General features: G+C 60.3%; 19 protein-coding genes and 1 pseudogene. 7 read left to right on the forward strand and 13 right to left on the reverse strand.

What is annotated here, in order from left to right; translation table 11 throughout:
- Nucleotides 1-240 precede the first annotated feature (240 nt).
- Together OKC30_RS11430 and lpcA are read right to left on the reverse strand one after the other, a co-directional pair.
- Complete coding sequence (locus OKC30_RS11430; RefSeq protein WP_010674143.1) at nt 241-1,038, reverse strand: class II glutamine amidotransferase; 798 nt, start codon at nt 1,036-1,038, stop codon at nt 241-243.
- 111 nt (nt 1,039-1,149) lie between these two features.
- Nucleotides 1,150-1,728 carry a D-sedoheptulose 7-phosphate isomerase gene (gene lpcA / locus OKC30_RS11435; RefSeq protein WP_039038837.1) on the reverse strand — a complete coding sequence of 193 codons (579 nt, stop codon included), beginning with the start codon at nt 1,726-1,728 and terminating at the stop codon, nt 1,150-1,152.
- Nucleotides 1,729-1,980: 252 nt separating this feature from the next.
- Here lpcA and fadE point away from each other — a divergent pair, with 252 nt between their 5' ends.
- Together fadE and OKC30_RS11445 are read left to right on the forward strand one after the other, a co-directional pair.
- On the forward strand, nt 1,981-4,437 hold the full coding sequence (gene fadE, locus OKC30_RS11440; protein WP_160838515.1) for an acyl-CoA dehydrogenase FadE: 2,457 nt from the start codon (nt 1,981-1,983) through the stop codon (nt 4,435-4,437).
- A 174-nt stretch (nt 4,438-4,611) separates the two neighbouring features.
- A complete protein-coding gene (locus tag OKC30_RS11445) occupies nt 4,612-6,129 on the forward strand; it encodes an HD domain-containing phosphohydrolase (protein ID WP_039038835.1) in 1,518 nt (505 codons plus the stop codon).
- 293 nt (nt 6,130-6,422) lie between these two features.
- On the opposite strand, the gene OKC30_RS11450 is transcribed toward OKC30_RS11445, so the two are convergent.
- Nucleotides 6,423-7,673, reverse strand: a complete 1,251-nt coding sequence (locus OKC30_RS11450; protein ID WP_270670260.1) for a TIGR03503 family protein — start codon at nt 7,671-7,673, stop codon at nt 6,423-6,425.
- Nucleotides 7,670-8,404 (reverse strand): DNA polymerase III subunit epsilon, encoded by a 735-nt coding sequence (dnaQ, locus tag OKC30_RS11455; RefSeq protein ID WP_041212726.1) that lies wholly within the window; start codon nt 8,402-8,404, stop codon nt 7,670-7,672. Before dnaQ ends, OKC30_RS11450 begins: the two co-directional genes overlap by 4 nt.
- 75 nt (nt 8,405-8,479) lie before the next feature.
- Between dnaQ and rnhA the strand changes: the two genes are divergently transcribed.
- Nucleotides 8,480-8,944: a ribonuclease HI gene (gene rnhA, locus OKC30_RS11460; protein WP_010674138.1), complete on the forward strand. Its 465-nt coding sequence runs from the start codon at nt 8,480-8,482 to the stop codon at nt 8,942-8,944.
- A 6-nt stretch (nt 8,945-8,950) separates the two neighbouring features.
- Here rnhA and OKC30_RS11465 read toward each other — a convergent pair whose 3' ends face one another.
- Nucleotides 8,951-9,673 (reverse strand): class I SAM-dependent methyltransferase, encoded by a 723-nt coding sequence (locus OKC30_RS11465; RefSeq protein ID WP_010674137.1) that lies wholly within the window; start codon nt 9,671-9,673, stop codon nt 8,951-8,953.
- A 79-nt stretch (nt 9,674-9,752) separates the two neighbouring features.
- Here OKC30_RS11465 and gloB point away from each other — a divergent pair, with 79 nt between their 5' ends.
- On the forward strand, nt 9,753-10,517 hold the full coding sequence (gloB, locus tag OKC30_RS11470) for a hydroxyacylglutathione hydrolase (protein ID WP_182935505.1): 765 nt from the start codon (nt 9,753-9,755) through the stop codon (nt 10,515-10,517).
- Nucleotides 10,518-10,604: 87 nt separating this feature from the next.
- Here gloB and OKC30_RS11475 read toward each other — a convergent pair whose 3' ends face one another.
- Entirely contained in the window at nt 10,605-10,877 is a 273-nt protein-coding gene (locus tag OKC30_RS11475; RefSeq protein WP_010674135.1) for a hypothetical protein, read from the reverse strand.
- Between OKC30_RS11475 and OKC30_RS11480 the strand changes: the two genes are divergently transcribed.
- On the forward strand, nt 10,878-12,128 hold the full coding sequence (locus tag OKC30_RS11480) for a LysM peptidoglycan-binding domain-containing protein (RefSeq protein WP_223925372.1): 1,251 nt from the start codon (nt 10,878-10,880) through the stop codon (nt 12,126-12,128).
- 95 nt (nt 12,129-12,223) lie between these two features.
- Here the strand turns inward: OKC30_RS11480 and OKC30_RS11485 are convergent, their stop codons facing one another.
- Nucleotides 12,224-13,069 (reverse strand): endonuclease/exonuclease/phosphatase family protein, encoded by an 846-nt coding sequence (locus OKC30_RS11485; RefSeq protein WP_270809612.1) that lies wholly within the window; start codon nt 13,067-13,069, stop codon nt 12,224-12,226.
- A 111-nt stretch (nt 13,070-13,180) separates the two neighbouring features.
- On the opposite strand from OKC30_RS11485, the gene OKC30_RS11490 reads away from it, so the two are divergent.
- Nucleotides 13,181-13,405, forward strand: a complete 225-nt coding sequence (locus tag OKC30_RS11490; RefSeq protein WP_010674132.1) for a hypothetical protein — start codon at nt 13,181-13,183, stop codon at nt 13,403-13,405.
- Nucleotides 13,406-13,411: 6 nt separating this feature from the next.
- On the opposite strand, the gene yciA is transcribed toward OKC30_RS11490, so the two are convergent.
- The 5 genes and pseudogenes from yciA to OKC30_RS11515 form a co-directional block, all read right to left on the reverse strand.
- Nucleotides 13,412-13,810 carry an acyl-CoA thioester hydrolase YciA gene (gene yciA, locus OKC30_RS11495; RefSeq protein ID WP_029314261.1) on the reverse strand — a complete coding sequence of 133 codons (399 nt, stop codon included), beginning with the start codon at nt 13,808-13,810 and terminating at the stop codon, nt 13,412-13,414.
- Between the two features lie 139 nt (nt 13,811-13,949).
- Entirely contained in the window at nt 13,950-14,762 is an 813-nt protein-coding gene (locus OKC30_RS11500) for an NAD-dependent epimerase/dehydratase family protein (RefSeq protein ID WP_270809613.1), read from the reverse strand.
- A 245-nt stretch (nt 14,763-15,007) separates the two neighbouring features.
- Entirely contained in the window at nt 15,008-16,006 is a 999-nt protein-coding gene (locus tag OKC30_RS11505; protein ID WP_039038828.1) for a LacI family DNA-binding transcriptional regulator, read from the reverse strand.
- A gap of 178 nt (nt 16,007-16,184) precedes the next feature.
- On the reverse strand, nt 16,185-18,101 hold the full coding sequence (locus OKC30_RS11510) for a transglycosylase SLT domain-containing protein (protein WP_119196799.1): 1,917 nt from the start codon (nt 18,099-18,101) through the stop codon (nt 16,185-16,187).
- 83 nt (nt 18,102-18,184) lie between these two features.
- Nucleotides 18,185-20,703: pseudogene (locus OKC30_RS11515) on the reverse strand (bifunctional diguanylate cyclase/phosphodiesterase).
- 392 nt (nt 20,704-21,095) lie between these two features.
- Between OKC30_RS11515 and hpf the strand changes: the two are divergent.
- Nucleotides 21,096-21,428 (forward strand): ribosome hibernation-promoting factor, HPF/YfiA family, encoded by a 333-nt coding sequence (gene hpf / locus OKC30_RS11520; RefSeq protein ID WP_010674126.1) that lies wholly within the window; start codon nt 21,096-21,098, stop codon nt 21,426-21,428.
- Between the two features lie 62 nt (nt 21,429-21,490).
- On the opposite strand, the gene OKC30_RS11525 is transcribed toward hpf, so the two are convergent.
- The gene (locus OKC30_RS11525; protein WP_270809614.1) at nt 21,491-22,003 is read right to left on the reverse strand and encodes a VC2046/SO_2500 family protein; all 513 of its coding nucleotides are present in this window, start codon (nt 22,001-22,003) and stop codon (nt 21,491-21,493) included.
- Nucleotides 22,004-22,193: the final 190 nt, after the last annotated feature.

The raw sequence follows: 22,193 nt of genomic DNA on the forward strand, positions 1-22,193 counted from the left end.
TCTCGCACCTCGATAACTGTACGTAAGATCAGTATAGTTCGTGGTAACTGACTGCTAATCATGGGTAATCAGGTATCGGTATGTCAGCCAGAATGGAGAGAGATAAAGGTTGTCACAAAATTAACACCAAAGTAACAATGTAACCCATGAGAATGATGCGGCTCAGCAACACCTCTCTCATCCCTTTTTGCCTGTATGGCTGCTGCGAAGAACCAGGGTAGACATCTACCCTGGTATTTTTTATTTCTGGTTCAACAAGTTGGCTGCATTGCCATATTCCAGCTCGCCCAGCCTGAACAGGCAGAACTCCCCGGGCACCATCTTCACCCAATTCTCGTTGCCGGTGAGCGGCCGGGTGGCGATCAGGGTCACCACATCGTTCGGCGTGGTTTCACTCTGAAAGTCGATGGCCACATCCTCATCCAGCAGACGGGCTTCGCCAAAGGGAGCCCTGCGCGTCAACCAGTAAAGGTTGTTGCTGCAATAGGTCATCACGAACTCTCCGTCCGACAGCAGCATGTTGAACACCCCGAGCCCACGCAGCTCGTCACACAGGGTCGCGAGGTAGCGGAACATGGCGGGGAAATTTGCCGGCCGTTTGGGGTACTTGTGCTCCAGCCTGTCGAGCAGCCAGCAGAAGGCGTGCTCGCTGTCGGTGTCGCCTACCGGGCGGTGCCGCCCCGTGGGCAGCCTCTTGTAACCGGTCAACTGGCCATTGTGGGCAAAGGTCCAGTAACGGCCCCACAGTTCTCGGGTAAATGGGTGGGTGTTTTCCAGGGAGACACACCCCCGGTTCGCCTGCCGGATATGGCTGACCACGGCACGGCTCTTGATGGGCAGTGCCTGGACCAGCTTGGCGATGGGAGACTGGGCACTGGGTTCGGGATCCTTGAAGGTGCGAAAACCCCGCCCCTCATAGAAGGTGATCCCCCAGCCATCCTTGTGGGGACCGGTCTTGCCGCCCCGCAGCATCAGCCCGGTAAAGCTGAAGCAGATGTCGGTCGGCACATTGGCACTCATGCCGAGCAGTTCGCACATATACCATCCACTCCCTGAATGTCTTGACTCTGGTTTCGTCAATCAACCGTCACGGCTGGACGAGAGGGCCGGTATGGTCACCCATCCCCCCTCTCAATCCCGGATCGTTGATTACTTGGCCATCTCTTTTTCAACCAGCTGGATCAGGATGTGGATCACCTTGATGTGCACTTCCTGGATGCGGTCGGCATAACCGAAGTGCGGCACTCGGATCTCCACATCGGCCAGACCAGCCATCTTGCCGCCGTCCTTGCCGGTCAGGGCAATCACCTTCATCCCTTTGGCACGGGCCGCCTCGATGGCTTTGAGGATGTTGCCGGAGTTGCCGCTGGTAGAGATGCCGAGCAGCACGTCACCACGACGGCCGACGGCCTCCACATAGCGAGAGAAGACATAGTCATAGCCAAAGTCGTTGGAGACGCAGGAGAGGTGGCTGGGATCGGAGATGGCGATGCCGGCATAGCCTGGGCGGTTCTCGCGATAACGACCGGTCAGCTCCTCGGCAAAGTGCATGGCATCGCAGTGGGAGCCGCCGTTGCCGCAGGAGAGTACCTTGCCTTCCTGCTTGAAGGAGTCGGCGAGCAGCTTGGCCGCCGCCTCGATGTTTTTCAGATTTTGCTCATCTGCCAGGAACGCCTGAAGCACGCTGGCAGCTTCGGTCAACTCGTTGCGGATCAGTTCTTGGTACATGGTTTTTGAAATCTCGTCGTCCAACATAGGGTGGCGGCATTGTCGCACAAGCCAGTCCAATCGTCGCCCCCCGCCCGCCAAGATGGGGCGGGCAGCGCGTTATGCCGATCACAGGGCCAAGGTAACAGGCTTGTAAACAGCTTGATAAGTTTGTGCGTATGAATTACAACAGGGGCCACATCCAACAGGTCAGACCTCTGGATCAGTTAACGCCAATTTCCCAACCTCGGCAATTCATGCAAGGAGCAAACAATGACGACGACCCTCACTCTGCTCGGGGTGATCCTGGTGATCGGCGCCATGGCCTATCGCCGTGCGTCCCTGTTCACCGCCACGCTTGCCACGGCCGCCGCCCTGGTCGCCGGCACCTTCTATGGCCATGTGCCCCTGCTGGTGTGGGCGCTGTTCGCGGTGATAGCCCTGCCCCTCAATCTGGTGGAGTTTCGCCGCAACCAGCTGACCAAGCCGCTGTTCAAGATCTACAAGTCCATCATGCCGGAGATGTCCCGAACCGAGAAGGAAGCCATCGAAGCGGGGACGACCTGGTGGGAAGCGGATCTGTTTGCCGGCAACCCGGACTGGAAGAAGCTGCACGCCATTCCGGTCAGCACGCTGTCTGCCGAAGAGCAGGCCTTCATGGACGGTCCGGTTGAAGAAGTGTGCCGCATGGTCAACGACTGGGAAGTGACCCACGAGCGTGCCGATCTCTCTCCCGAGGTGTGGCAATACCTGAAGGACAACAAGTTCTTCGCCATGATCATCAAGAAGAAATATGGCGGGCTGGAGTTCTCCGCCTACGCCCAGTCCTGCGTGCTGCAAAAGCTGTGCGGCGCCAGCGCCGTGCTCGCCTCCACCGTCGGCGTGCCCAACTCCTTAGGGCCGGGTGAGCTGCTGCAACACTACGGTACTGACGAGCAGAAGGATTACTACCTGCCCCGTCTGGCTGTCGGCAAGGAGATCCCCTGTTTCGCCCTGACCAGCCCGGAAGCAGGTTCTGATGCGGGCTCGATTCCCGACTTCGGCATCGTCTGCAAAGGCGAGTGGGAAGGGGAAGAGGTGCTCGGCATGCGCCTGACCTGGAACAAGCGCTACATTACCCTGGCTCCCATCGCCACCGTACTCGGCCTCGCCTTCAAGCTGCGTGACCCTGACCACCTGCTGGGTGAGGAAGAAGAGCTCGGCATCACCTGCGCCCTCATTCCGACCCACATCAAGGGAGTCGACATCGGTCGCCGCCACTTCCCGCTCAACGTGCCGTTCCAGAACGGCCCGACCCGCGGCAAGGACGTGTTTGTACCGCTCGACTTCATCATCGGCGGTCCGGCCATGGCCGGTCAGGGCTGGCGCATGCTGGTGGAGTGTCTCTCCGTCGGTCGCGGCATCACCCTGCCCTCCAACAGCACGGGCGGCGTCAAGATGCTGGCCCTGGCCACCGGTGCCTACAGCCGCATCCGTCGCCAGTTCAAGCTGCCGATTGGCAAGATGGAAGGGATTGAAGAGCCGCTGGCACGCCTGGGTGGCAACGCCTACATCATGGGCGCCGCCGCCAAACTGACGGTCACCGGCATCGATCTCGGTGAAAAACCCTCGGTCATCTCCGCCATCGTCAAGTACCACCTCACCGACCGCGCCCAGAAGTGCATCATTGATGCCATGGATATCCATGGCGGCAAGGCCATCTGCATGGGGCCGAACAACTATCTGGCCCGTGGCTATCAGGGGGCGCCCATCGCCGTGACTGTCGAAGGAGCTAATATCCTGACCCGCAGCATGATCATTTACGGTCAGGGAGCCATCCGTTGCCACCCCTACGTGTTGCCGGAGATGCTGGCAGCCAGCCACCCCGACAAAGAGCAGGCGCTGAAAGATTTCGACAAGGCGATGTTCAGCCACGTGGGCTTTGCCATCAGCAACCTGGTGCGCAGCTTCTGGCTGGGGCTGACCGGTGCCCGCTTCACCGCCGCGCCCTACAAGGATCAGACCAAGGGCTACTATCAGCAACTATCCCGCCTCTCCGCCAACCTGGCCTTCCTGTCAGACATGGCGATGGGCACCCTGGGTGGCGAACTCAAGCGCAAAGAGCGGGTCTCTGCCCGCCTTGGCGATGTGCTGAGCCAGCTCTATCTGGCCTCCAGCGCCCTCAAGCGCTATCAGGATGAAGGACGCCAGCAGGCCGACCTGCCGCTGCTGCACTGGGCACTGCAAGACGCCCTGTTCAAGGCTCAGGAAGCGATCGACGAGTTGCTGCGCAACTTCCCGAATCGCTGGATTGGTCTGGCCCTGCGCGCCATCGTGCTACCCCTTGGTCGCGACCTGAAGCGTCCCTCCGACAAGCTCGACAGCCAGGTAGCCCGCCTGCTCCAGGTGCCAAGTGCCACTCGCAGCCGTCTGGCCGAGGGCCAATATCTGACGCGCGAGGAGGGCAACCCCTTCGGGCTGCTGGAACAGGCGCTGGACGATGTGCTGACCGCAGAGCCGCTGTTTGACAAGGTGTGCAAAGCCGAAGGGAGCAAACGCCCCTTCACCCAGCTCGACAAGGTGGCAGAGGCGGGCCTGAGCCTCGGTGTCATCAACCAGGCCGAAGCGGACCTGCTGCGGCGCGCCGAGGAGAGTCGCCTTCGCACCATCAACGTCGATGACTTCGATCCCGTCGACCTGGTGGCCAACAAGGCACTGTTTGAAGCCTCCGCCTATCACAGGGCAGCTTGATGCCTCTGATGCCAGAACGCCTCCCTTGTGGAGGCGTTTTTCATGAAAGGGCTGGTGGATGGCATCCGATACGAAGAAAGAGAAACCGACTGGATCATATTTTGGATATCAATCCGTTTCCTATATTGAATGAAGCGGTTAAGGTAAGCACAGGATCACACACAGGATTGCATAATGGATGATCAAATCCTGATTATTGATGATGAAGATCTTCCCCAATCAGCACCGCGTCCCGCCGGCTGGAAGGTGATGATAGTGGACGATGAACCCGAAGTGCATCGCATCACCAAAATCACCCTGAACAAGTTTGAATTCGACGGCAAGCCGATCGATTTTCTGCACGCCTACTCTGCGGCTGAAGCCAAAGCCTTGCTCGCCCTCACCCCGGATGTCGCCCTGCTGCTGCTCGACGTCGTCATGGAGGTCGATCATGCCGGTCTCGAGGTGGTCAAGTTCGTGCGTGACGAGCTGCAAAACAAGATGGTACGCATCGTGCTGCGAACCGGTCAGCCCGGCCAGGCCCCGGAAGATGACGTGGTGACCAACTACGACATCAACGACTACAAGGACAAGACCGAACTTACCTCCCAGAAACTGCGCACCCTGTTGCGCGCCAGCCTGCGTTCTTATCGGGACATCCGAACCCTTGAGAGCAATCGACAGGGGCTGGAAAAGGTCATCGAGGCGTCCAAGGGGATCTTCGAGCAGCGTGCCCTGCGCCAGTTCGTCGAAGGAGCCCAGACCCAGCTCAGCGCCCTGCTCAATCTGGAAGAGTCCCAGATTTACGATGTGAAGCACCTGGCGTATGAGGTGCGGGATCAGGTGCTCGAGCCTCTGCTCAGCGATGGTCCCATGCTGCGCCTCGTCGATGCGCCGGAAATACTGCGCTGTGCCATGGCCAAGGGAGCCAATGTCTACGATGGCAACCAGATGGTGCTCTATTGCCAGAATGCCCGTCACCACCTGCTGTTCCACATCGAGACCACTCGCCCGCTCAGCCAGATGGATACCGGGCTGCTGAGCCTGTTCACCGAAAACATCATAGTGGCGCTGGAGAATATCCGGCTCAACGAGGTGATCGGTGACAACCAGCGAGAGATCATCTATCGCATCGGCGAGCTGGTGGAGAGCCGCTCGAAGGAGTCTGGCTTGCACGTCAAGCGGGTGGCCCTCTACACCGAATTGTTCTGCAAGCTGCTCGGCATGAATGAGGACAGGTGCGAGCTCATCAAGCGTGCCTCTCCCCTGCACGACATCGGCAAGGTGGGGATCCCGGACGCCATCTTGCACAAACCGGGCAAACTCACTCCCGAGGAGTGGGAGATCATGAAAACCCACGCCCAGCTTGGGCAGGACATGCTCTCCGGCAGTGACCTGGCCCTCTTCCAGATAGGCGCCACCATCGCGGGCAACCATCACGAGAAGTGGAATGGCAGCGGCTATCCCCGCGGATTGAAGGGAGAGGACATTCCGCTGGAAGGACGCATCGTCGCCCTGGCGGATGTGTTCGATGCCCTGGGCTCGGATCGTTGCTACAAGCAGGCCTGGCCGCTGGATCAGGTGCTGGCGCTGATCAAGGAGGAGAAAGGAGAGCACTTCGACCCCCTTCTGGTGGACCTGATGCTGGCCAATCTGGAGAAGTTCCTCGATATTCGCGAGCAGTACAAAGACATCTATATCGGCGCTCACTGATATCGGGTTCACCCCATCCACTTGCGACCATGAAGAAGCCGCCCATTTGGCGCAATGCTGTTCAGATAAGCACATTTTTGACTAATTATTCATAAATGCGACTTGAGTTGGGGGAGCAAGGCTGTTTCCAGTCGATGTTCCTTCAGCCTTTATCCAGCGTGGCTTGCAATAGAAAGAGGGAGGCATCATGCCTCCCTCATTTTTAGCCCTGATACTACGTGGACTGGAACTCAAATTCTCTTAAGTGAACAGCATTGCGCCCATTTGGCGGCTTCTTTGCAATGTGCGCGGAATTATTGCTCCGGCAGATTGAGATCCAGTTTGGGGGTTGCTGGCGTCTCTTCAAGTTGCGCCTTCTGCGCCGCCATCGCCTTGTGCAGGGTGCGGCGCTTTTGCAGCAGAATGAAACCACCGGCCCCCAGCAAGAGCAGCAACACGCCACCTCCCCCCAGCGCCCAGGGCAGCCAGACCAGACTCTCCCGCTCCTCGAACCGGTCGGGGGTGGCGGCGGATGCGGGCATGGCCGCAGAGGGGGCGGGAGGGGGGGGAGGCGGTGCTATGGTGAACGACTTGGCCGGCAATTGCAGTTGCACCTCGCGACCGAGCCGGGTTGTTCCAAAGAGGGTGGCCTCCACCTTGTACTGCCCTGCCGCCTTGAGGGCGGAGAGATCCACGCCAAAACGCGGCGCTGTCGCCACCTCGTTGAACGTCATGCTACTGCCGCCGCCGTCGATGGCCTTGCCCTGGATGACCACGGAGGCGGGATCCAGTTCATCCACATCGATGACGAGAGATAGCTTGGCTCCCCCCTCCCCGGAGGGGGGATTCAGGGAATAGCTGACCGGCCAGGGGTAGAGCAGCACCTGCTGTGACTGGGCTCGTGAGAAGACCTCATTGCCGGTGCTGAAGAGGGCTCGATATTTTCCCGCAGGGACGTCCAGTACTGCCTCGGCGGTCAAGATACCGTCCCCCGGCACTTCGTCCACCCCCTTGCCATCATCCATGTAGCGTCCCAGGGTCTCCTCGAACACGGGATCCCCGCTCTGGCTGGCATCATTGAACTGCTGCAGCTTGACGGTCATGCCCAGATCGGTGAGGTAGTAACCCGCCCCAGGCGCCGCGCCATCGATCAGCAGACGGGATTGCAGTTTGACACGCTCACCCTGATAGAGGCGGGCCGGCAGCGGCTCGCTCTCGACCTGGATGTTGGTGAGCAGGCGCACCCGATTGTCGGGGTCCACCTCCCCGATCGCCTGCCAAGGGCCGGGCATGGGGTCGCGGATGGTGATGAGATCCTGATCCTTGAGGGGCAACCAGCCCACGTCGGGCGGCTTGACCTTGCCCACATAGAGCTTGCTGCCATCGGGTCGCACCAGGATCACCGAGGGCGTCCCCGGCTTGCGCTTGATGATGAAGGTGATCTCCTTCACGCCGTAATCGATGCGAAAGCGGTTGTCGAGCAGAGGAATGTCGGAAGGCGCAAACACCTCGTTGGCCGCGGCCGGGAGGGAGGCCAGCAGCAGCAGCCCCCAAAGCGATCTCATTGCCGCCACAGGCAGGCACCTCCTTTTTTCTGTACCAGATCCAGCCTCGCTTCATGGACAGCCGCCACCTCGTCGCTCGCGCGCACCACCCTGAGCGGCGGGCGATTACTCTCCAGACGACGAATGCCGGTATCCTGGCTGGTCTCGCTCTCGCTGGTTTCGCTCGCGAGATTGAGTTTGGTCTGGCCACCCGTCATCAGGAGGTAGACGTCCGCCAGGATCTCCGCATCGAGCAAGGCGCCGTGCAGGGTACGGTGAGAGTTGTCGATGCCGTAGCGATCGCACAACACGTCCAGGTTGTTGCGCTTGCCCGGGAAGAGATCCCGCGCCATCGCCAGGGTATCCGTGATGCCGCAGATATCCGCCGTCTTGAAGTTCAGACCGAGCTTGCTGAACTCATAGTCCATGAAGCTCACGTCAAAGGGGGCGTTGTGGGCGATGAGCTCGGCGCCGCGAATGAACTCGATGAAATCGTCCGCTATCTGGCTAAAAGAGGGCTTGTCCGCCAGGAAGGCATCCGTGATGCCGTGCACGGCGATGGCCTCGGGGTCCACCAGCCGATCCGGCTTGATGTAGACGTGGAAATGGTTGCCGGTGAGTTTGCGGTTGATCACCTCCACACAGCCGATCTCGATGATGCGGTGCCCAAGATAAACGGGGCCGCCCGCGGTGTTCATGCCGGTGGTTTCGGTATCCAGAATGATCTGGCGATTCAGTTGGGGTGTGCTCATGATCAAATCCATGTCAAACTTCGGTTTTACTCGCTAGTTTACCCCAAGCCTCTCGCTAAAACAGATTGATTGCTCATGTTGAAACAGATTGATTTATTCACGGATGGCTCCTGCTTAGGCAACCCGGGCCCCGGCGGCTATGGTGCCGTCATGGTCTATGGCAAGCATCGCAAGGAGATCTCCGCCGGTTTTCGATTGACCACCAATAACCGGATGGAGCTGATGGCTGCCATCATGGGGCTGCGGACCCTGAACGAACCCTGCCAGGTGCGGCTCACCACCGACAGCCAGTATGTGCGCCAGGGGATCACCCAATGGATCATCGGCTGGAAGAAGAAGGGCTGGATGACCGCCAACCGCCAGCCGGTCAAGAACGTCGATCTCTGGCAGGCCCTGGATGCGGAAGTGGCCCGTCACCAGATCGAATGGCTCTGGGTGAAAGGACACTCGGGCCACCCGGAAAACGAACGCTGTGACGAGCTGGCCCGTGAGGCCGCCAGCGGCAAGCAGCTTGCCGAAGACAGCGGCTACCAGCCCTGATGCCTGCTAGCCGCCCTGGCGCGCCATGCCTGGCGCGGCCATCGACTCCGGCAGCCGCCAGCGGCGACGCACCGGTGTCACGGGGAAACGCCGCTTGCGGGCGGCAATCACGTAAACAGACGCCAGGGAGCGGCAATAGTCCCGCCCCAGACTCTCCCGCCACCAGCCGATCTTGCTCTGCCTGCCCATGAAGGAGAAACCGAACCGCTCGTCGAACATCACCTCGCAGCCGAGCAATTGCAGCCAGTCGGTCACCCGTGCGGGCGTGAACATGCGGGCAGACCAGGGCAGATGCCGCCGCATGAAGGGCAGATAGTGACCCAGCCCCACCAGGCTGAGCGGGTTGTAACCGCTGACAATGAGCCAGCCATCGTCGGTCAGCACCCGTTCTGCCTCCCGCAGCACCTGATGAGGATCCGGCGAGAAATCGAGGCAGTGAGCCAGCAGGCAGGCATCCACGCTCCCCGATCGCACCGGCAAGGCGAGCGGATCCCCCTGGATGTCCAGCAGCCGTCCGCCGGGGGCGACACCGATTTGATGGCGAATGGTGGAACAACCGCAGGAGAGTTCGGCGCTCAGGGCTCCTATCTTGAGCAAGTGATAGCCAAAGAGGTGGGGGCACCAGTTGTCGAGGCGCTCCTGAAGCTCGGCGGCCACCCAGTCCCCCATGGGCAGTGCGGACCAACTGGTCGGAAGCGCGATCTGTTGTTCGGTACGTGCCAGTTGCATAATGGGACCAACTCGGGGGCGAATGCCATCCAGTTATATAAGATCCCTTCCTTAAAGAGAACACAAGAGACCTCGACCCATGTATACCGTCATCACAGTTCCCGCCTTCAGCGACAACTACATCTGGTTGATCCGTCATGAAAATCACTGCCTGGTCGTCGATCCGGGCGAGGCCGCTCCCGTGCTGGAGCGGCTGGCTGGGCTGGATCTGGTGCTGGATGCCATCCTCCTGACCCATCACCATCGCGATCACGTCGGGGGCGTATCCGAGCTGCTGCAACACTTCCCCCACGCTCGCCTCTATGGTCCCAAGCATGACCCCATGCCGGACCATCACGGCCAGTGGCTCGACGACGGGGATCAGATCAACTGGCATGGCCTGAGTCTGGATGTCCTCCATGTGCCCGGTCATACCCTGGGGCACATCGCCTATTACGGCCAGGGCATGCTGTTTTGTGGCGATACCCTCTTCAGCGCCGGTTGCGGCCGTCTGTTCGAAGGGACCCCGGCACAGATGCACACTTCCCTGCAACGGCTCGCGGCACTGCCCGATGAGACCCTCCTTTATTGTGCCCATGAATACACGCTCTCCAACCTGCGTTTCGCCCATGCGGTCGAGCCCGACAACCTGGCGATCCAGCGGCAGATCGGCGTGATCAGCAAACTGCGTCAGCAGGGCCTCCCGAGTCTCCCCTCCCGGCTGGGAGATGAGCGGAATTTCAATGTTTTTCTGCGCTGCGAGCAGGACTCGGTAAAATTTTCTGCTGAGAAATACGCCCTTAAATGCTTGGAAAATCCAGAGGATACCTTCGCTGTGCTGCGGGCCTGGAAGGACGTTTTTTGAACAAACCTTGATCAGGGGGGCATTGCCCCTTATGATGCGAGCTGTTTTTCCACAGATGACCTGAGCGAGATGAAGCTACGAACGGCCTTATTGGCAGCGCTGTTTCTCAGCGGCTGTCAAAACCTGAGCCATCAGGATGACCGGGCGGTAACGGCAATCGAGCCGATCAAATCCCCCCAAGTCAGCAAGAAAACGTACAAAAAACACTCTTCGCGGATGCTGTTCGGCGACGAACAGATAGAAGAGCTGGATGACACTGATAACCTGTGGGTGCGTATCAGCGATGATATGCAGCTGGACTCGCACGATAATGCCCGGGTTCGCCAACAGCGTGATTGGTTGTTGCGCAATGATAAGCATATGGCGACCATTGCCAGCCGGGCTGAGCCCTACCTGTATCTGATGGTAGAGGAAATCGAACGGCGTGAGCTGCCAATGGAGCTTATTACCATCCCCATGATCGAGAGCATGTTCGATCCCAATGCCCGCTCCCGCAGCAATGCGGTCGGTCTTTGGCAGTTCGTTCCTGCAACCGGCAAGAATTTCGGCCTGCGCCACGACAACTGGTACGACGGTCGACGCGATGTCCTTGCATCCACCAATGCCGCACTGGATTACCTGGAGTACCTGAACCGGTTCTTCGACGGTGACTGGCTGCAGACCCTGGCCGCTTACAATGCCGGTGAAGGTCGGGTGCGCAACGCCATCACCCGCAACGAGCGGGCTGGTCGTCCGACCGACTACTGGTCGCTGGACCTGCCCCGCGAAACCCGGATGTATGTGCCCAAGATCCTGGCCATGGCCGACATGATCCGCAATGCGGACAAATACAATGTCACCCTGCCGGTGCTGGCCAACAAGCCGCAATTGCGAACCATCAATACCGGTGGCCAGATTGACTTGAACGTGGCCGCCCAGCTGGCTGGCGTTTCCGCCTCCCAGCTCAAGGCGCTCAATCCTGCGCTCAAGCGTGGCATGACCTCGCCGCAGGGCCCTTACAACCTGCTGGTCCCCGTCGAGTACGCCGACACCCTGGAGCTGGCCCTGGCCGATCTGCCCCAGCGTGAACGTACCCGTGGTGTGCGCTCCTATCAGGTCACCAGTGGTGATACGCTGTCACGGATCGCCCAGAATCACGGGGTGACCGTGCAACAGCTCAAGCTGGCCAACAACATGCGCGGCAACAACCTGCGCCGTGGCCAGAGCCTGATCATCCCCAATAGCGGGCGCGCAACCCAGGTTGCCCAGAGCAAACCGCAGCAGCTCGCCAGCCGCAGTGGTGGCAAGGTGAACTATCAGGTGCGCTCCGGTGACAACCTGTGGAGCATCAGCCAGGCACACGGGGTCACCCACGCCGACCTGGCCAAGTGGAACGGCCTGAACGCCAAATCAGCCCTCAAGCCTGGCATGAAGCTGGTGGTCTGGCCCAAGCAGGGCAAGAGCAGCAACAAGTCCATGGTCTATCAGGTGCGCCGCGGAGATTCCCTCTCCTCCATCGCAGCCCGCTTCCAGGTCGCCGTCAACGATGTGATGCGCTGGAACCAGCTCGGCAAGAGTGACTATCTCAAGCCGGGTCAGGAGTTGACCCTGTTCGTGAAGAACAACAGCTGATCGCTCGTCGCAATCCAAAAAATACCCCGCTTGATGCGGGGTATTTTTTTGTCTGCATGAACCAGCGGCGACGCCGCTCTCCCCTGAGGGATGACTCAGGGAGTGATGGCCTGGGCCGCAAAGCGCGCCAGAATGGGGTTATGGTCAGAGGCATCGGTAGCCGGTGAACTCACCTCCACCAGATCCAGATTGCGATAGTAGAGGTGATCCAGCGGGCGGCCAAAAGCGGTGCGACGCAGATCAGGCACAGGTATGGCCTCCTGCAGGCCAAGCTCGCCCACCAGCTTGTTCAACCAGAACGCTCGCTTGTCGCTCCAGGTGTTGAAATCGCCGCCCAGGATGACCGGCCCCTGGTGGCGATGGATCAACGCAGTCAGATCGTTGAGCTGCTCGCGGAAGGTCGCCATGCCCAGTTCGAAATTGACCGCATGGAGATTCACCACCAGCACGCCGTCAGGATCCCCCTGCAAGGGATAGAGACTGACCAGACCTGACTTGGGGATACGCAGCAGGGGTTCGGGGGAACGGACGCCACAGACAAACGCCTGCGGCGTTTTCGCCACCGTCATCACGCCAAAGGAGACACCTCCCTGGGTGAAGGCCTGCAACTGCTGCCACTGGAAATCCCCTCTCTTCAGCCAGTCCAGCATCTCGTGCCGGGTCGCCGACTCTTGCAGCAGCACCAGATCCTGGGACTTGGCATACTCATCCAGCCCTTCCCGCCAGTTCTTGCGTTGTCCCTTGTAGAGGTTCCAGACGGTGATGCCAAACTCCCTCGGCAAGGCCGTGGAGGCGAGCGCCACCAGAGGTGGTCTGTCACAGCTTGCGCCAGGTATGATACCTGCCGCAGTCACCAGATGATCTTGATCCGGTACCTCGAAGCAACCGACCAGCCCCAACGTCAGCAGGGACGTTCCCAGAATCCGATAACTATTTTTCATTGGCTAACAATCACCTGCCTCTGCAAGACGACATGGCCCTCACACAGGCCACGGTCGCCGACTAGTCTCATTATTCGTGTCCGGCCCGACTCATCCAGAAGGAATTCAACGATGGCGAGACAGCACCAGTACCGCGTGACATTTTACGATCAACAGGGAACCTGTCATCAAGTGGAGCTTTCCACCGTCTATCAAATCAGGCGGGATCCCCAATGTGATCTCTGTCTGTTCGACACCCGGCAGTGCGTGGGGTCGGAAGAGATGCTGGAGCGCATGATACGGCAAAAAACCGGGCTTGAGCAGGAAATATCCATCATCAATGCCCGGCTCATCTGAGCAGACTCAGACCGGCACGGGGCGGGATTTGCCCTGATCGTCGATGGCCACATAGGTGAAGACGCCCTCGGTCACGCAGTACCGCTGGGCTTCGTTCTCCCGCAATACCGGCTTGACCCAGACCTCCAGTTTGAGTCGCATGGAGCTGCGACCAATCTTGAGGCAGCGACCGTAACAGCACACCACGTCACCCACCTTGACCGGGCTGTGGAAGGTCATCCCCTCCACCGAGACGGTACAGATGCGCCCTTTTGCCAGCTCCTTGGCCATGATGCCCCCACCTATATCCATCTGGGACATGATCCACCCGCCGAAGATATCGCCATTGGGGTTGGTATCGGCTGGCATTGCCAGGGTTCTCAGCAACAGCTCCCCATCGGGGTGGCGCTTGGTCTCTTCCATCATTACCGCTCTCTTTATCATGGATGGCGGCATGATAGGGGGCGATCCCCCCCTTGGCAAACCTCAATTGTCCCGGAGCGCGCGCCGTATCTGGTTTGCACGCCAGATGACCGACTCCGGGGCCCGGATGGCGACGACCCGTTCAGCCCTTCAAGGCCGCACCGTCCGCAAACCAGTGGGCCGGATCCGGCCAGCGATAGACGAAACCAAGCTGCTGGCAGATCCGCTGACCTTCGATGGGAGCAAACTCCCCCGCCGGCTCGACGAACTGCGGCGGCACCAGCCCGAGCAGGCGGCTCGCGAAGGGGTAGAGCTGCTCCCGGCGTGGGTGAACGGGGGCACTCAGATTGTAGGCATCCCCATCCTGCCCCCGGGCCAGCATCAGCTCACAGGCGGCCACCACGTCGTCCAGATGCACCAGGTTCACAGCCTGGCCTCCCCCGGCCAGCGTCTTGCCCGCCAGAAAACGGCCGGGGTGACGGTCAGGACCATAGAGTCCGGCCGGGCGCAAGATCATGGCGCAGTCAACATGCCCTTCCAGCACGGCAAGCTCGGCCACCCGCATCCGCAAGCCTCTGTCATGGGCTGGAGCGGGCGTATCATCCTCCCCCTGTCCGGCCCCCCAGACCGAAGTCGCGCTGATAAACAGAACCCTCTGAACACCCGCCTCCCTCGTCTGTCGGCACAGACTGGCCACGGACGCCGGGAAATCACCGGTCTTGCTGGGGGGCACGCAGATCACTAGGTCATGACAGCGAAAAGGCAGTGGCCCCATGTCAGGGGTGAGCAACAGCGGCCAGGCGGCAATACCCTCCCCCCGCAGCCGTTCAGCCTTTTCGGCCGTACTGACCGTCACCGCGATATATTGCCCCTGCTCTTGCAATGCCCTGGCCAGGGGCAACCCCAGCCAGCCGGCGCCCACGATACCCGTCTGATACTCAAATTCGTTCGTCATACCCGGATCCTGACAAAAAAAACGGCCATCCAATGATGACCGTCGAAAGTAACGAAGGAAATAGCCGGATTAACCGGTTACCTCCCACAGCGGGAAAATCGGGAGCGCACGCTCCTAATTCGTGGGCCTATCCTAGTGGCAGCGCGGTCAAAAAGCTTTGAAGCGGATCACAGTTGAAAAGGATTTCTGAAAGCGCTTTCACTGTTTTGCAAAAAAGTCGACCCGCACGGGGCCAACTTCATGACTCAGGCCACAGATTCCCGCCGTACCAGTTCGGCTTCGAATTTGAGCGCCAGCCCCTCTACCGGCTTGTGATCCAGCAGCCTCAGGGCCAGCTCAGCGGCCCGCTCTCCCATCTCCTCGATGGGGTAACGTACCGTGGTGAGCTTGGGATAGATGTATCGGGCATAGGGGATGTCATCAAAACCGACCACAGAGACCTGCTGGGGTATTTTGTAACCCCGCTCCAGCAGACAGGAGATGGCCCCCGCCACCATGGCATCGTTGAAACCCAGCACAGCGCTGAACTCGACGCCGCGCGCCAGCAGCTCGCTCATGGCCACATAGCCACCTTTTTCGTCGGCATAGGCACGGCCGATGAGGGCAGGATCCAGCTCGATACCTGCCCGTTGCAGGGCGAAGCGATAGCCGGCCATCCGCTGCTGACCATCCACAAACTCCTCGTCATCGGAGGTGACGAAGGCAATCTTGCGATGTCCCGCGTCCAGCAGATGCTGGCAAGCCGTGGTGATGCCGGCCTGGTTGTCCAGCCAGACGCAGCGATCCTCGCAGCCTGGCACCTGACGGTTGATGAAGACGATGGGGGTCGTGCCCGACGCCAGCTCGCTGAGCTCTTCGTCAGGCAGCGCCTTGCTGTGAAGGATAAGGGCATCACACTGGCGCTGCAGCAGCGCCTGGATGGCGTGCCGCTCACGGGTCGCGTCGTGGTTGCCGGACACCACGATGGTGAACTTGTTCGCCTTGTCGACCATGCTTTCGATGCCGCGCATCATCTGGGCGAAGAAGGGGCCGCCACACAGATCCCCCACCAGCACACCGATACAGTTGGAGCGCTTGCTCACCAGGGCCTGGGCGAAGCTGTTTGGACGAAAGCTGAGCTCCTTCATGGCCGCGAGGACAGCCTCGCGCTTCTCGGGCGCCACCTGCGCCGTGTTGTTGATCACTCGAGACACTGTCGAAATGGAGACATTCGCCAGCTGAGACACATCTTTGATCGTTGCCACTCTCGATTCCTTTGTTGGAAAAGCCTGTCAGTGATGATCGGGCATTGTATCGAACCTGACAGACCAAGACGCGGCGCCCGATCACCTGGCAGGTTTCCTTTTGTAACAAAGCTTAAGGGATGATAACCATTTTGGGGCAAGAATGGGAGGCCGCCGCCACAACGACTGCCCCCCGAACTCAATAGGCGTGATTCAGCTCGCGTTCCGACATAAAACGCAAAGGCTGCTGCAGCTTGTGTTGATAGATGAGATCGAAAGAGAGCACGTTCTGGACATAGTTGCGCGTCTCCCGATAGGGGATGCTCTCCACCCAGACATCCATCGGCTTGTTGTCGCTCTGCTCGCGCCAGCGCTTGACCCGGCCAGGACCCGCATTGTAAGCCGCCGCCGCAAGGATCCGGTTGCCGTCATACACATCCAGCAGGCGCTTGAGGTAGGCGCTGCCAAGACGAATGTTCATGGCCGGGTCGAACAGTTGCTGCTCGTTGCGATAGGGCACCCCAAGCTTGCCGGCCGTCTCTTTCGCGGTGGCAGGCATCAGCTGCATCAACCCCCTCGCCCCGACCGGTGACTGGGCCAGGGGATAGAGTGCGCTCTCCTGACGGGAGATGGCGTAGAGCAGACTGGTGTTCATGGTGCGCTCTTGTGCCATCTGGGAGAAGGTGCGCTTGAGGGGCAGCGGGAAGCGCAGGTCCAGCGCATCCCAGGCCTCGGCACGGATGCTGGAGAGGATCGCCAGCTCGTGCCAGCCCTGGTTGAGGGCGATGTGGCCAAACTCCAGGCGCTGGGCCACGCTGTTGCGATCCATGTTGTGGATCCACTCAGAGCGGGCCGCCGTGATCTCGTTCATCGCCAGCAGTTCACGCACCCGCAGCAGGAAGGGCCAACGGCGACTGGCACTTTGCCAGTCCGGCACCTTGTGCGCCACGCTCTGGTTCTTCATGCGATAGGGCACACCGGTGCGCTGGGCCGCCATGAAGCCGTAGAAGCCGCGCAGGTTCGCAGTCTCGAGATAGAGGTCCCGCGCCGGTTTCTGCCGCCCCTGTTTCTCCAGCGAGCGCGCCATCCAGTAACGCCAGCGATCCTCTTTTTGCAGCCCCATGGGCATCCTCTTGACCCAGCCTTCGAGGCCGCGCCAATCCTGCTCCCAGATGGCAAGACGGGCCCGCAGCTCCACCAGCTCCGGATCCTTGAGCCGCACCAGGGCCGTATCCAGCCAGGCACGCTGGTCAGAAGAGCGGTCCAACAACAGGCGGCGGGCGGCCGCCTTCTCCACCCGATTCACCTCGGCATGGTTCAGGCCGAAGCGACGGGTCATCTCCCCCAGCTGGCGCAGAACCGCGTCGGGCTCCTGGTTGGCGTAGCGGGCCAGCCCCAGGGAGAGCAGATGCCGTGACGGGGGCGCCGCCGTGAAGTTGGCCGGATTCATCGCCCGCACGGGTTGGTCATACAGGGCGATCATCTGATCGCCATACCCCTTCATGCCGCTGCCGAGCTGGGCCCCGAGGTGGCGAATGAGGTTGGGGTTCTGGGCCTCGAAAGCCAGGTTCATACGCTCCCAGATCTTCTCCTGAGTACGCAGACCCGCCTGCTGCCAGAGCTGGAACAGAGGATCGCAGGCATCGGGCCTGGATTGACCGCTCAACCAGAGCTTGCCTGCCTCCTGCAGGGCTTCACTCTGGTGCCCCGTGTAGTAGCGGGCCTGATAGTGCTGACAGAGCAGATCGGTGGAGCTTGGCTTGGCCGGATAGAAGCGCAGGAACTGGGACCACTGCTGGCTCTGGGCAAGATAGGTGAGATAGCTGCGCTCGAGCCGGTTGGACTGGGGGGTGTCCCCGTGCTGGCGGATGAAGCGGGTCACATCGTTGTAGTCTGCCGCCCCGGGACGGAACGCAAGCTGGTAGTAATCCAGATAGGGCAGCAGCGGATAGTGGATCAGGCGTGCCCGAAGCTGGCTGAATTTGACCTGATCATTGGCACGCACGGCCTCATGGGCCTGGCGATAGAGAGACTGCTCCATGGTTTGCGCAAAGGCGGGTGCCACTAGCCCTGGCACGCACAGCGCCGAAAAGATGATTCCCTGCACGGCTTTCACGAAAGGTATTCTCCCTTGAGAGGCATAACCACCGCCCGCTGGCGGTGGTGAGATACCTTCATTCTACCCGTTTAATATGGGCGCTACGCCACACTATTTTTATCGGTGCAGACGGGGCGATCACCGCGTACCTGGCGGCTGACATAGCGTTCAAGGTAGGGAACAGGGAGCGGCTTGGAGGCGAGGTATCCCTGGAAGAAATGGCAGCCCTGCGCCTGCAGAAACTCCAGTTGCTGGCGGGACTCCACCCCCTCCGCCGTCACGTTGAACCCCATGTGGCGGGCCATGGCGATCACGGCCTCGACGATGGCCATGTTGTCACCATCCTTGGGAATATCCTGGATGAAAGAGCGGTCGATCTTGAGTTCGTCAGCCGGCAGCCGCTTGAGGTAGCTCAGGGAAGAGTACCCCGCCCCGAAGTCGTCGATGGCAAAGCTGATGCCCAGGGTCTTGAGTTCCGCCATCTTGCTGATGGTGTCTTCCGCATGACCCAGCACCACCGACTCGGTGATCTCCAGGTTGAGGCAGGCGGGATCCATGCCGGTGGCCGCCAGCACATCGTGAATGCGATCGACGAAGTCGGGAGCATGGAACTGTTTGGCGCTCACGTTGACCGAGAGCTGGGGGACGTGGATCCCGTTCTCCTCCCAGGAGACGTACTGGGTACAGGCTTCGTGCAATACCCAGTTGCCGATGTCGACAATGAGATCCGTCTCCTCGGCAATGGGGATGAACTCGGCAGGCGACACCAGGGCACGCCCGGGGGGTTGCCAGCGGATCAGCGCCTCGACACCGATGATCTCTCCCTCCGCCACCATGTGCTGGGGCTGGTAGTGGAGAGTCAGCTCCCCATTGTCGAGGGCACTGCGCAGCTCGTTGTGAATGTGCAGACGCCGGTCGGCCTGCAACTGCATGGAGGCATCGAAGAAGCGCCGGGTCTTGCGGCCCGCCGATTTCGCCTGATACATGGCGGTGTCAGCCTGCTTGAGCAGATCCCCCGCCTCCTGCTCCCGACCGGGAAAGAGGGTGATGCCGACACTGGCGCCGATGTGCAGCACCTGGCCTCTGAAATCATAGGGGCGGCGATCTCCCCGATGAGCCGCTCCGCGATGAGGTCGGCCTGCATCTCCGCCTGGGGCGGGCTGATGGAGAGCGCTGGCAGTAACAACACGAACTCGTCGCCGCCGAGACGGGCCAGACAATCCCCCTGGCGCACCAGCCGCTTGAGACGGCTGGCCACCTCCTTGAGCAGCCAGTCGCCGGTGGCGTGACCCAGGGAATCATTGATGGTCTTGAAGTGGTCGAGATCGATGAACAGCAGGGCCCCGATGAGGTGACTGCGATTTGCATCGGTGAACGCCTGGGTCAGGGTTTCGTGCAGCTGACGACGATTGGGCAGGCCGGTCAGCTCGTCATAGAAGGCGAGATCCTGAATGCGGCGCTCCGCCGCCTTGCGCTCGGAAATATCCTCGAAGAAGATGACATAGTGGCTGATCCCCCCCTTCTCATCCTGCACCGGCGTGACGATCTCCCACTGGGGATAGGCGTGACCGTCGGCGTGCAGGCGCAGGGTTTCCCCCTGCCAGCGATCCAGGGCGTTGAGCTCGTAACCCAGCCCTCCCAACCCCGACCAGAGATCGTTGCCAAGATGCAGACCAATCACCCCCTGGTTGTCAAAGCCGGTGATCTGGCTGAAGGCGTAATTGACCCGCAGGATCTTGAACTCGGGATCCGTGATGATGATCCCTTCGTGAGTTTCAAAGGCCACCGCAGACAGCCGCATCAGGGCATCGCTTTGCAGGCGCTCCAACTCGGCCACCATGCGCACCGAGAAGATGGTCAGGACAGAGTCCAGATCCGTGGTCCGGGTCTGGCTCGGGAACAGCAGGGCGAGATGGCCCAGGATCTGACCGTTGCGATCGAGCAGCGGCTGGGCGTAATAGTGCTGGCCCGGGGGCAGGTCAGGATACCCGGTCAGGGGTTCACTCACGGGGACAGCGCAGGAGGCCCCCTGGCGATAGAGCTGCTGGCAGGGCATGTCACAGAGAGCATACTCCTTGACGTCGATGCCGTGGCTCGCCAGCACCCTGAGCCTGTCGAGACCGACCCGCTCCGTCAGCCAGACGGCAGTGGCTCCCAGGATATGGGCCAGCTCGTTGACCAGGGTCTGGCAAAAATCGAGCCCCGTCTTGGCGGAGAGCGCCTGCGCCAGCTTGGCCAGCAAGGGGGCCTGCAACATGGGAAGCGGCGGTGTCACGCCTGCGGGGGAGTTGGCGCGATCCATCTCGCGATGCATCATTTCGAGGGGGGCAAGCCAGCCACAACAGAGCCCCTGTGCAGGCACATACTGACCGTACCAGAGCGCGTGGTGTACCTTACCGTCCTCATCGCGCAGGTGACCGATGAACTGGCCTGGCTGGCAGGAATCGTGGAGTCTTGCAAGAAAATCGGCGAAACCCGCTTCATCTTCCCGCTCAAGTTGGGTGGCCCAGGGGTGGGCTTCCTCCCCTGCCCAGGGTTCACAAGAGACATGATCAGACAGGCTCCATTGCCCATGCTGCCGATCATAAAACCACATCATCTGGGTGGCTTGCTGCTTCATCTACGACTCCAACCACTACAACCACGTTATCCACCCCGACTCCTGCAGAAAAGCATATCCGTTTGCGCGCATATCTCCACCGGCGCATGGCAATGATTTTGCGATGCGATGAGGCGATGTGGGTGGAGAAAATTCGAGACTATGCGGCAAAAACCAAACATCGGGTCGACACAAGGCGCTGCCGAGGGGGGACAGAAACGATCCTATTTGCTGATACTGCCTGCCTGTTTCACTGAGCTCAAGCGGTTTTTGGCATGAAACGGGAAAAGCTCACAATTTATGGACAGCGGGATTCCCAAGGGGATTTTTCGTGACGCAGATCACATTTTGATTTGGCGACATGGGTAATCTGGAGGTTAAGACACAAGCAAGACGACCCGAAGGGGGCCATTATGAAAATCGAAATGACCAGTAAAATCATCGACATCACCCCAGCCATCCGCGAGCGCATTGAATCCCGTTTTGAAAAGCTCGAGCGTCTTCAGGTGCCTCTTATCACACCCCATGTGATCATCTCCAAAGAGCGTTTGATGTATATCGTCGAAGCCACTATCGGCATTCCCAACGGCAAACTGTTTGCGCAGGCAGAGCACGAGGATCTCTATGCTGCCATCACGGACCTGGGCCAGAAGCTGGAACGCCAGCTCAACCGTCACACGGAAAAACCCATCGCCCGTCGTGCCGCCGGCAAGGAAGTGCCCCAACCGGACGAAGCAGACGCCTGACAAGGTTCACCACTCATAAAGCAAAAGGCGGGTTATCCCGCCTTTTGCATTCTACCGTGCCGTCACCCCAGCCAGCGCAGCCTGGCAACCACCCCTTGCGCAAGCTCATCGAGCAGCGGCAGCATCATCAGCGGAGCCTCCTCCCTGGAGTCAGCGCCCATAGGTCGGGCCTGCCATCGCTCGCGACCCAGTGCCGAAAGGTTATCGTACACCGCGGGATCCAGCGCGGGCGTTCGGCTCACCAGTGGCGGGGAGCGCAGCGCCAGCCAGAGTCTCACATCCATCATGCACCCGCCCTGTTGCAGACGCTCGTTGAGGCTGGTGGCATCGCTCTCTTCCACCCCGCCTTGCAGGGACGCCCGGGGCATCAGACCGAAACGGGAGCGCCAATCCATCTCACCCGACGCAGGCTTGGGCGGGGCATCAAACCAGGGCTGCTCTTCCACTGCATCAGTCAGCAGCGCCAGATGCAGCCTGAAGTCGGCACGGTCCCCCGCACGGAGATCCTGGTTGAGCCGTTGGCCCAACTGGGCCTCATCCACGAGCAAGCGGTCACGAATCGCACTGGGCAGCATAAGATAAATCTTGGAAATGAAGGTTTCATTGCTTATCGGCCATCAACCCGATCCTTTAAGCATTAAAAATCCCGGCAGAGGGGTTCACAAGCGCGACAGATCTGTTAGTATGCGCCTCGCACTTGGGGAGGGGTTCCCGAGCGGCCAAAGGGATCAGACTGTAAATCTGACGGCTCTGCCTTCGAAGGTT

Source organism: Aeromonas sp. QDB18 (assembly GCF_027705325.1).
Classification (GTDB): Bacteria; Pseudomonadota; Gammaproteobacteria; order Enterobacterales; family Aeromonadaceae; genus Aeromonas; species Aeromonas caviae.

Excerpts from the sequence above, each read along its gene's own strand:
- fadE (WP_160838515.1), top strand. The coding sequence starts at position 1,981 with ATGACGACGACCCTCACTCTGCTCGGGGTGATCCTGGTGATCGGCGCC.
- rnhA (WP_010674138.1), top strand. The coding sequence starts at position 8,480 with ATGTTGAAACAGATTGATTTATTCACGGATGGCTCCTGCTTAGGCAAC.
- lpcA (WP_039038837.1), bottom strand. The coding sequence starts at position 1,728 with ATGTACCAAGAACTGATCCGCAACGAGTTGACCGAAGCTGCCAGCGTG.
- OKC30_RS11500 (WP_270809613.1), bottom strand. The coding sequence starts at position 14,762 with ATGACGAACGAATTTGAGTATCAGACGGGTATCGTGGGCGCCGGCTGG.
- OKC30_RS11485 (WP_270809612.1), bottom strand. The coding sequence starts at position 13,069 with ATGAAAAATAGTTATCGGATTCTGGGAACGTCCCTGCTGACGTTGGGG.
- OKC30_RS11430 (WP_010674143.1), bottom strand. The coding sequence starts at position 1,038 with ATGTGCGAACTGCTCGGCATGAGTGCCAATGTGCCGACCGACATCTGC.
- OKC30_RS11480 (WP_223925372.1), top strand. The coding sequence starts at position 10,878 with ATGGCGACCATTGCCAGCCGGGCTGAGCCCTACCTGTATCTGATGGTA.
- OKC30_RS11525 (WP_270809614.1), bottom strand. The coding sequence starts at position 22,003 with ATGCTGCCCAGTGCGATTCGTGACCGCTTGCTCGTGGATGAGGCCCAG.
- hpf (WP_010674126.1), top strand. The coding sequence starts at position 21,096 with ATGAAAATCGAAATGACCAGTAAAATCATCGACATCACCCCAGCCATC.
- OKC30_RS11475 (WP_010674135.1), bottom strand. The coding sequence starts at position 10,877 with ATGCTTATCATTGCGCAACAACCAATCACGCTGTTGGCGAACCCGGGC.
- OKC30_RS11450 (WP_270670260.1), bottom strand. The coding sequence starts at position 7,673 with ATGAGATCGCTTTGGGGGCTGCTGCTGCTGGCCTCCCTCCCGGCCGCG.
- yciA (WP_029314261.1), bottom strand. The coding sequence starts at position 13,810 with ATGATGGAAGAGACCAAGCGCCACCCCGATGGGGAGCTGTTGCTGAGA.
- OKC30_RS11445 (WP_039038835.1), top strand. The coding sequence starts at position 4,612 with ATGGATGATCAAATCCTGATTATTGATGATGAAGATCTTCCCCAATCA.
- OKC30_RS11465 (WP_010674137.1), bottom strand. The coding sequence starts at position 9,673 with ATGCAACTGGCACGTACCGAACAACAGATCGCGCTTCCGACCAGTTGG.
- OKC30_RS11490 (WP_010674132.1), top strand. The coding sequence starts at position 13,181 with ATGGCGAGACAGCACCAGTACCGCGTGACATTTTACGATCAACAGGGA.
- gloB (WP_182935505.1), top strand. The coding sequence starts at position 9,753 with ATGTATACCGTCATCACAGTTCCCGCCTTCAGCGACAACTACATCTGG.
- dnaQ (WP_041212726.1), bottom strand. The coding sequence starts at position 8,404 with ATGAGCACACCCCAACTGAATCGCCAGATCATTCTGGATACCGAAACC.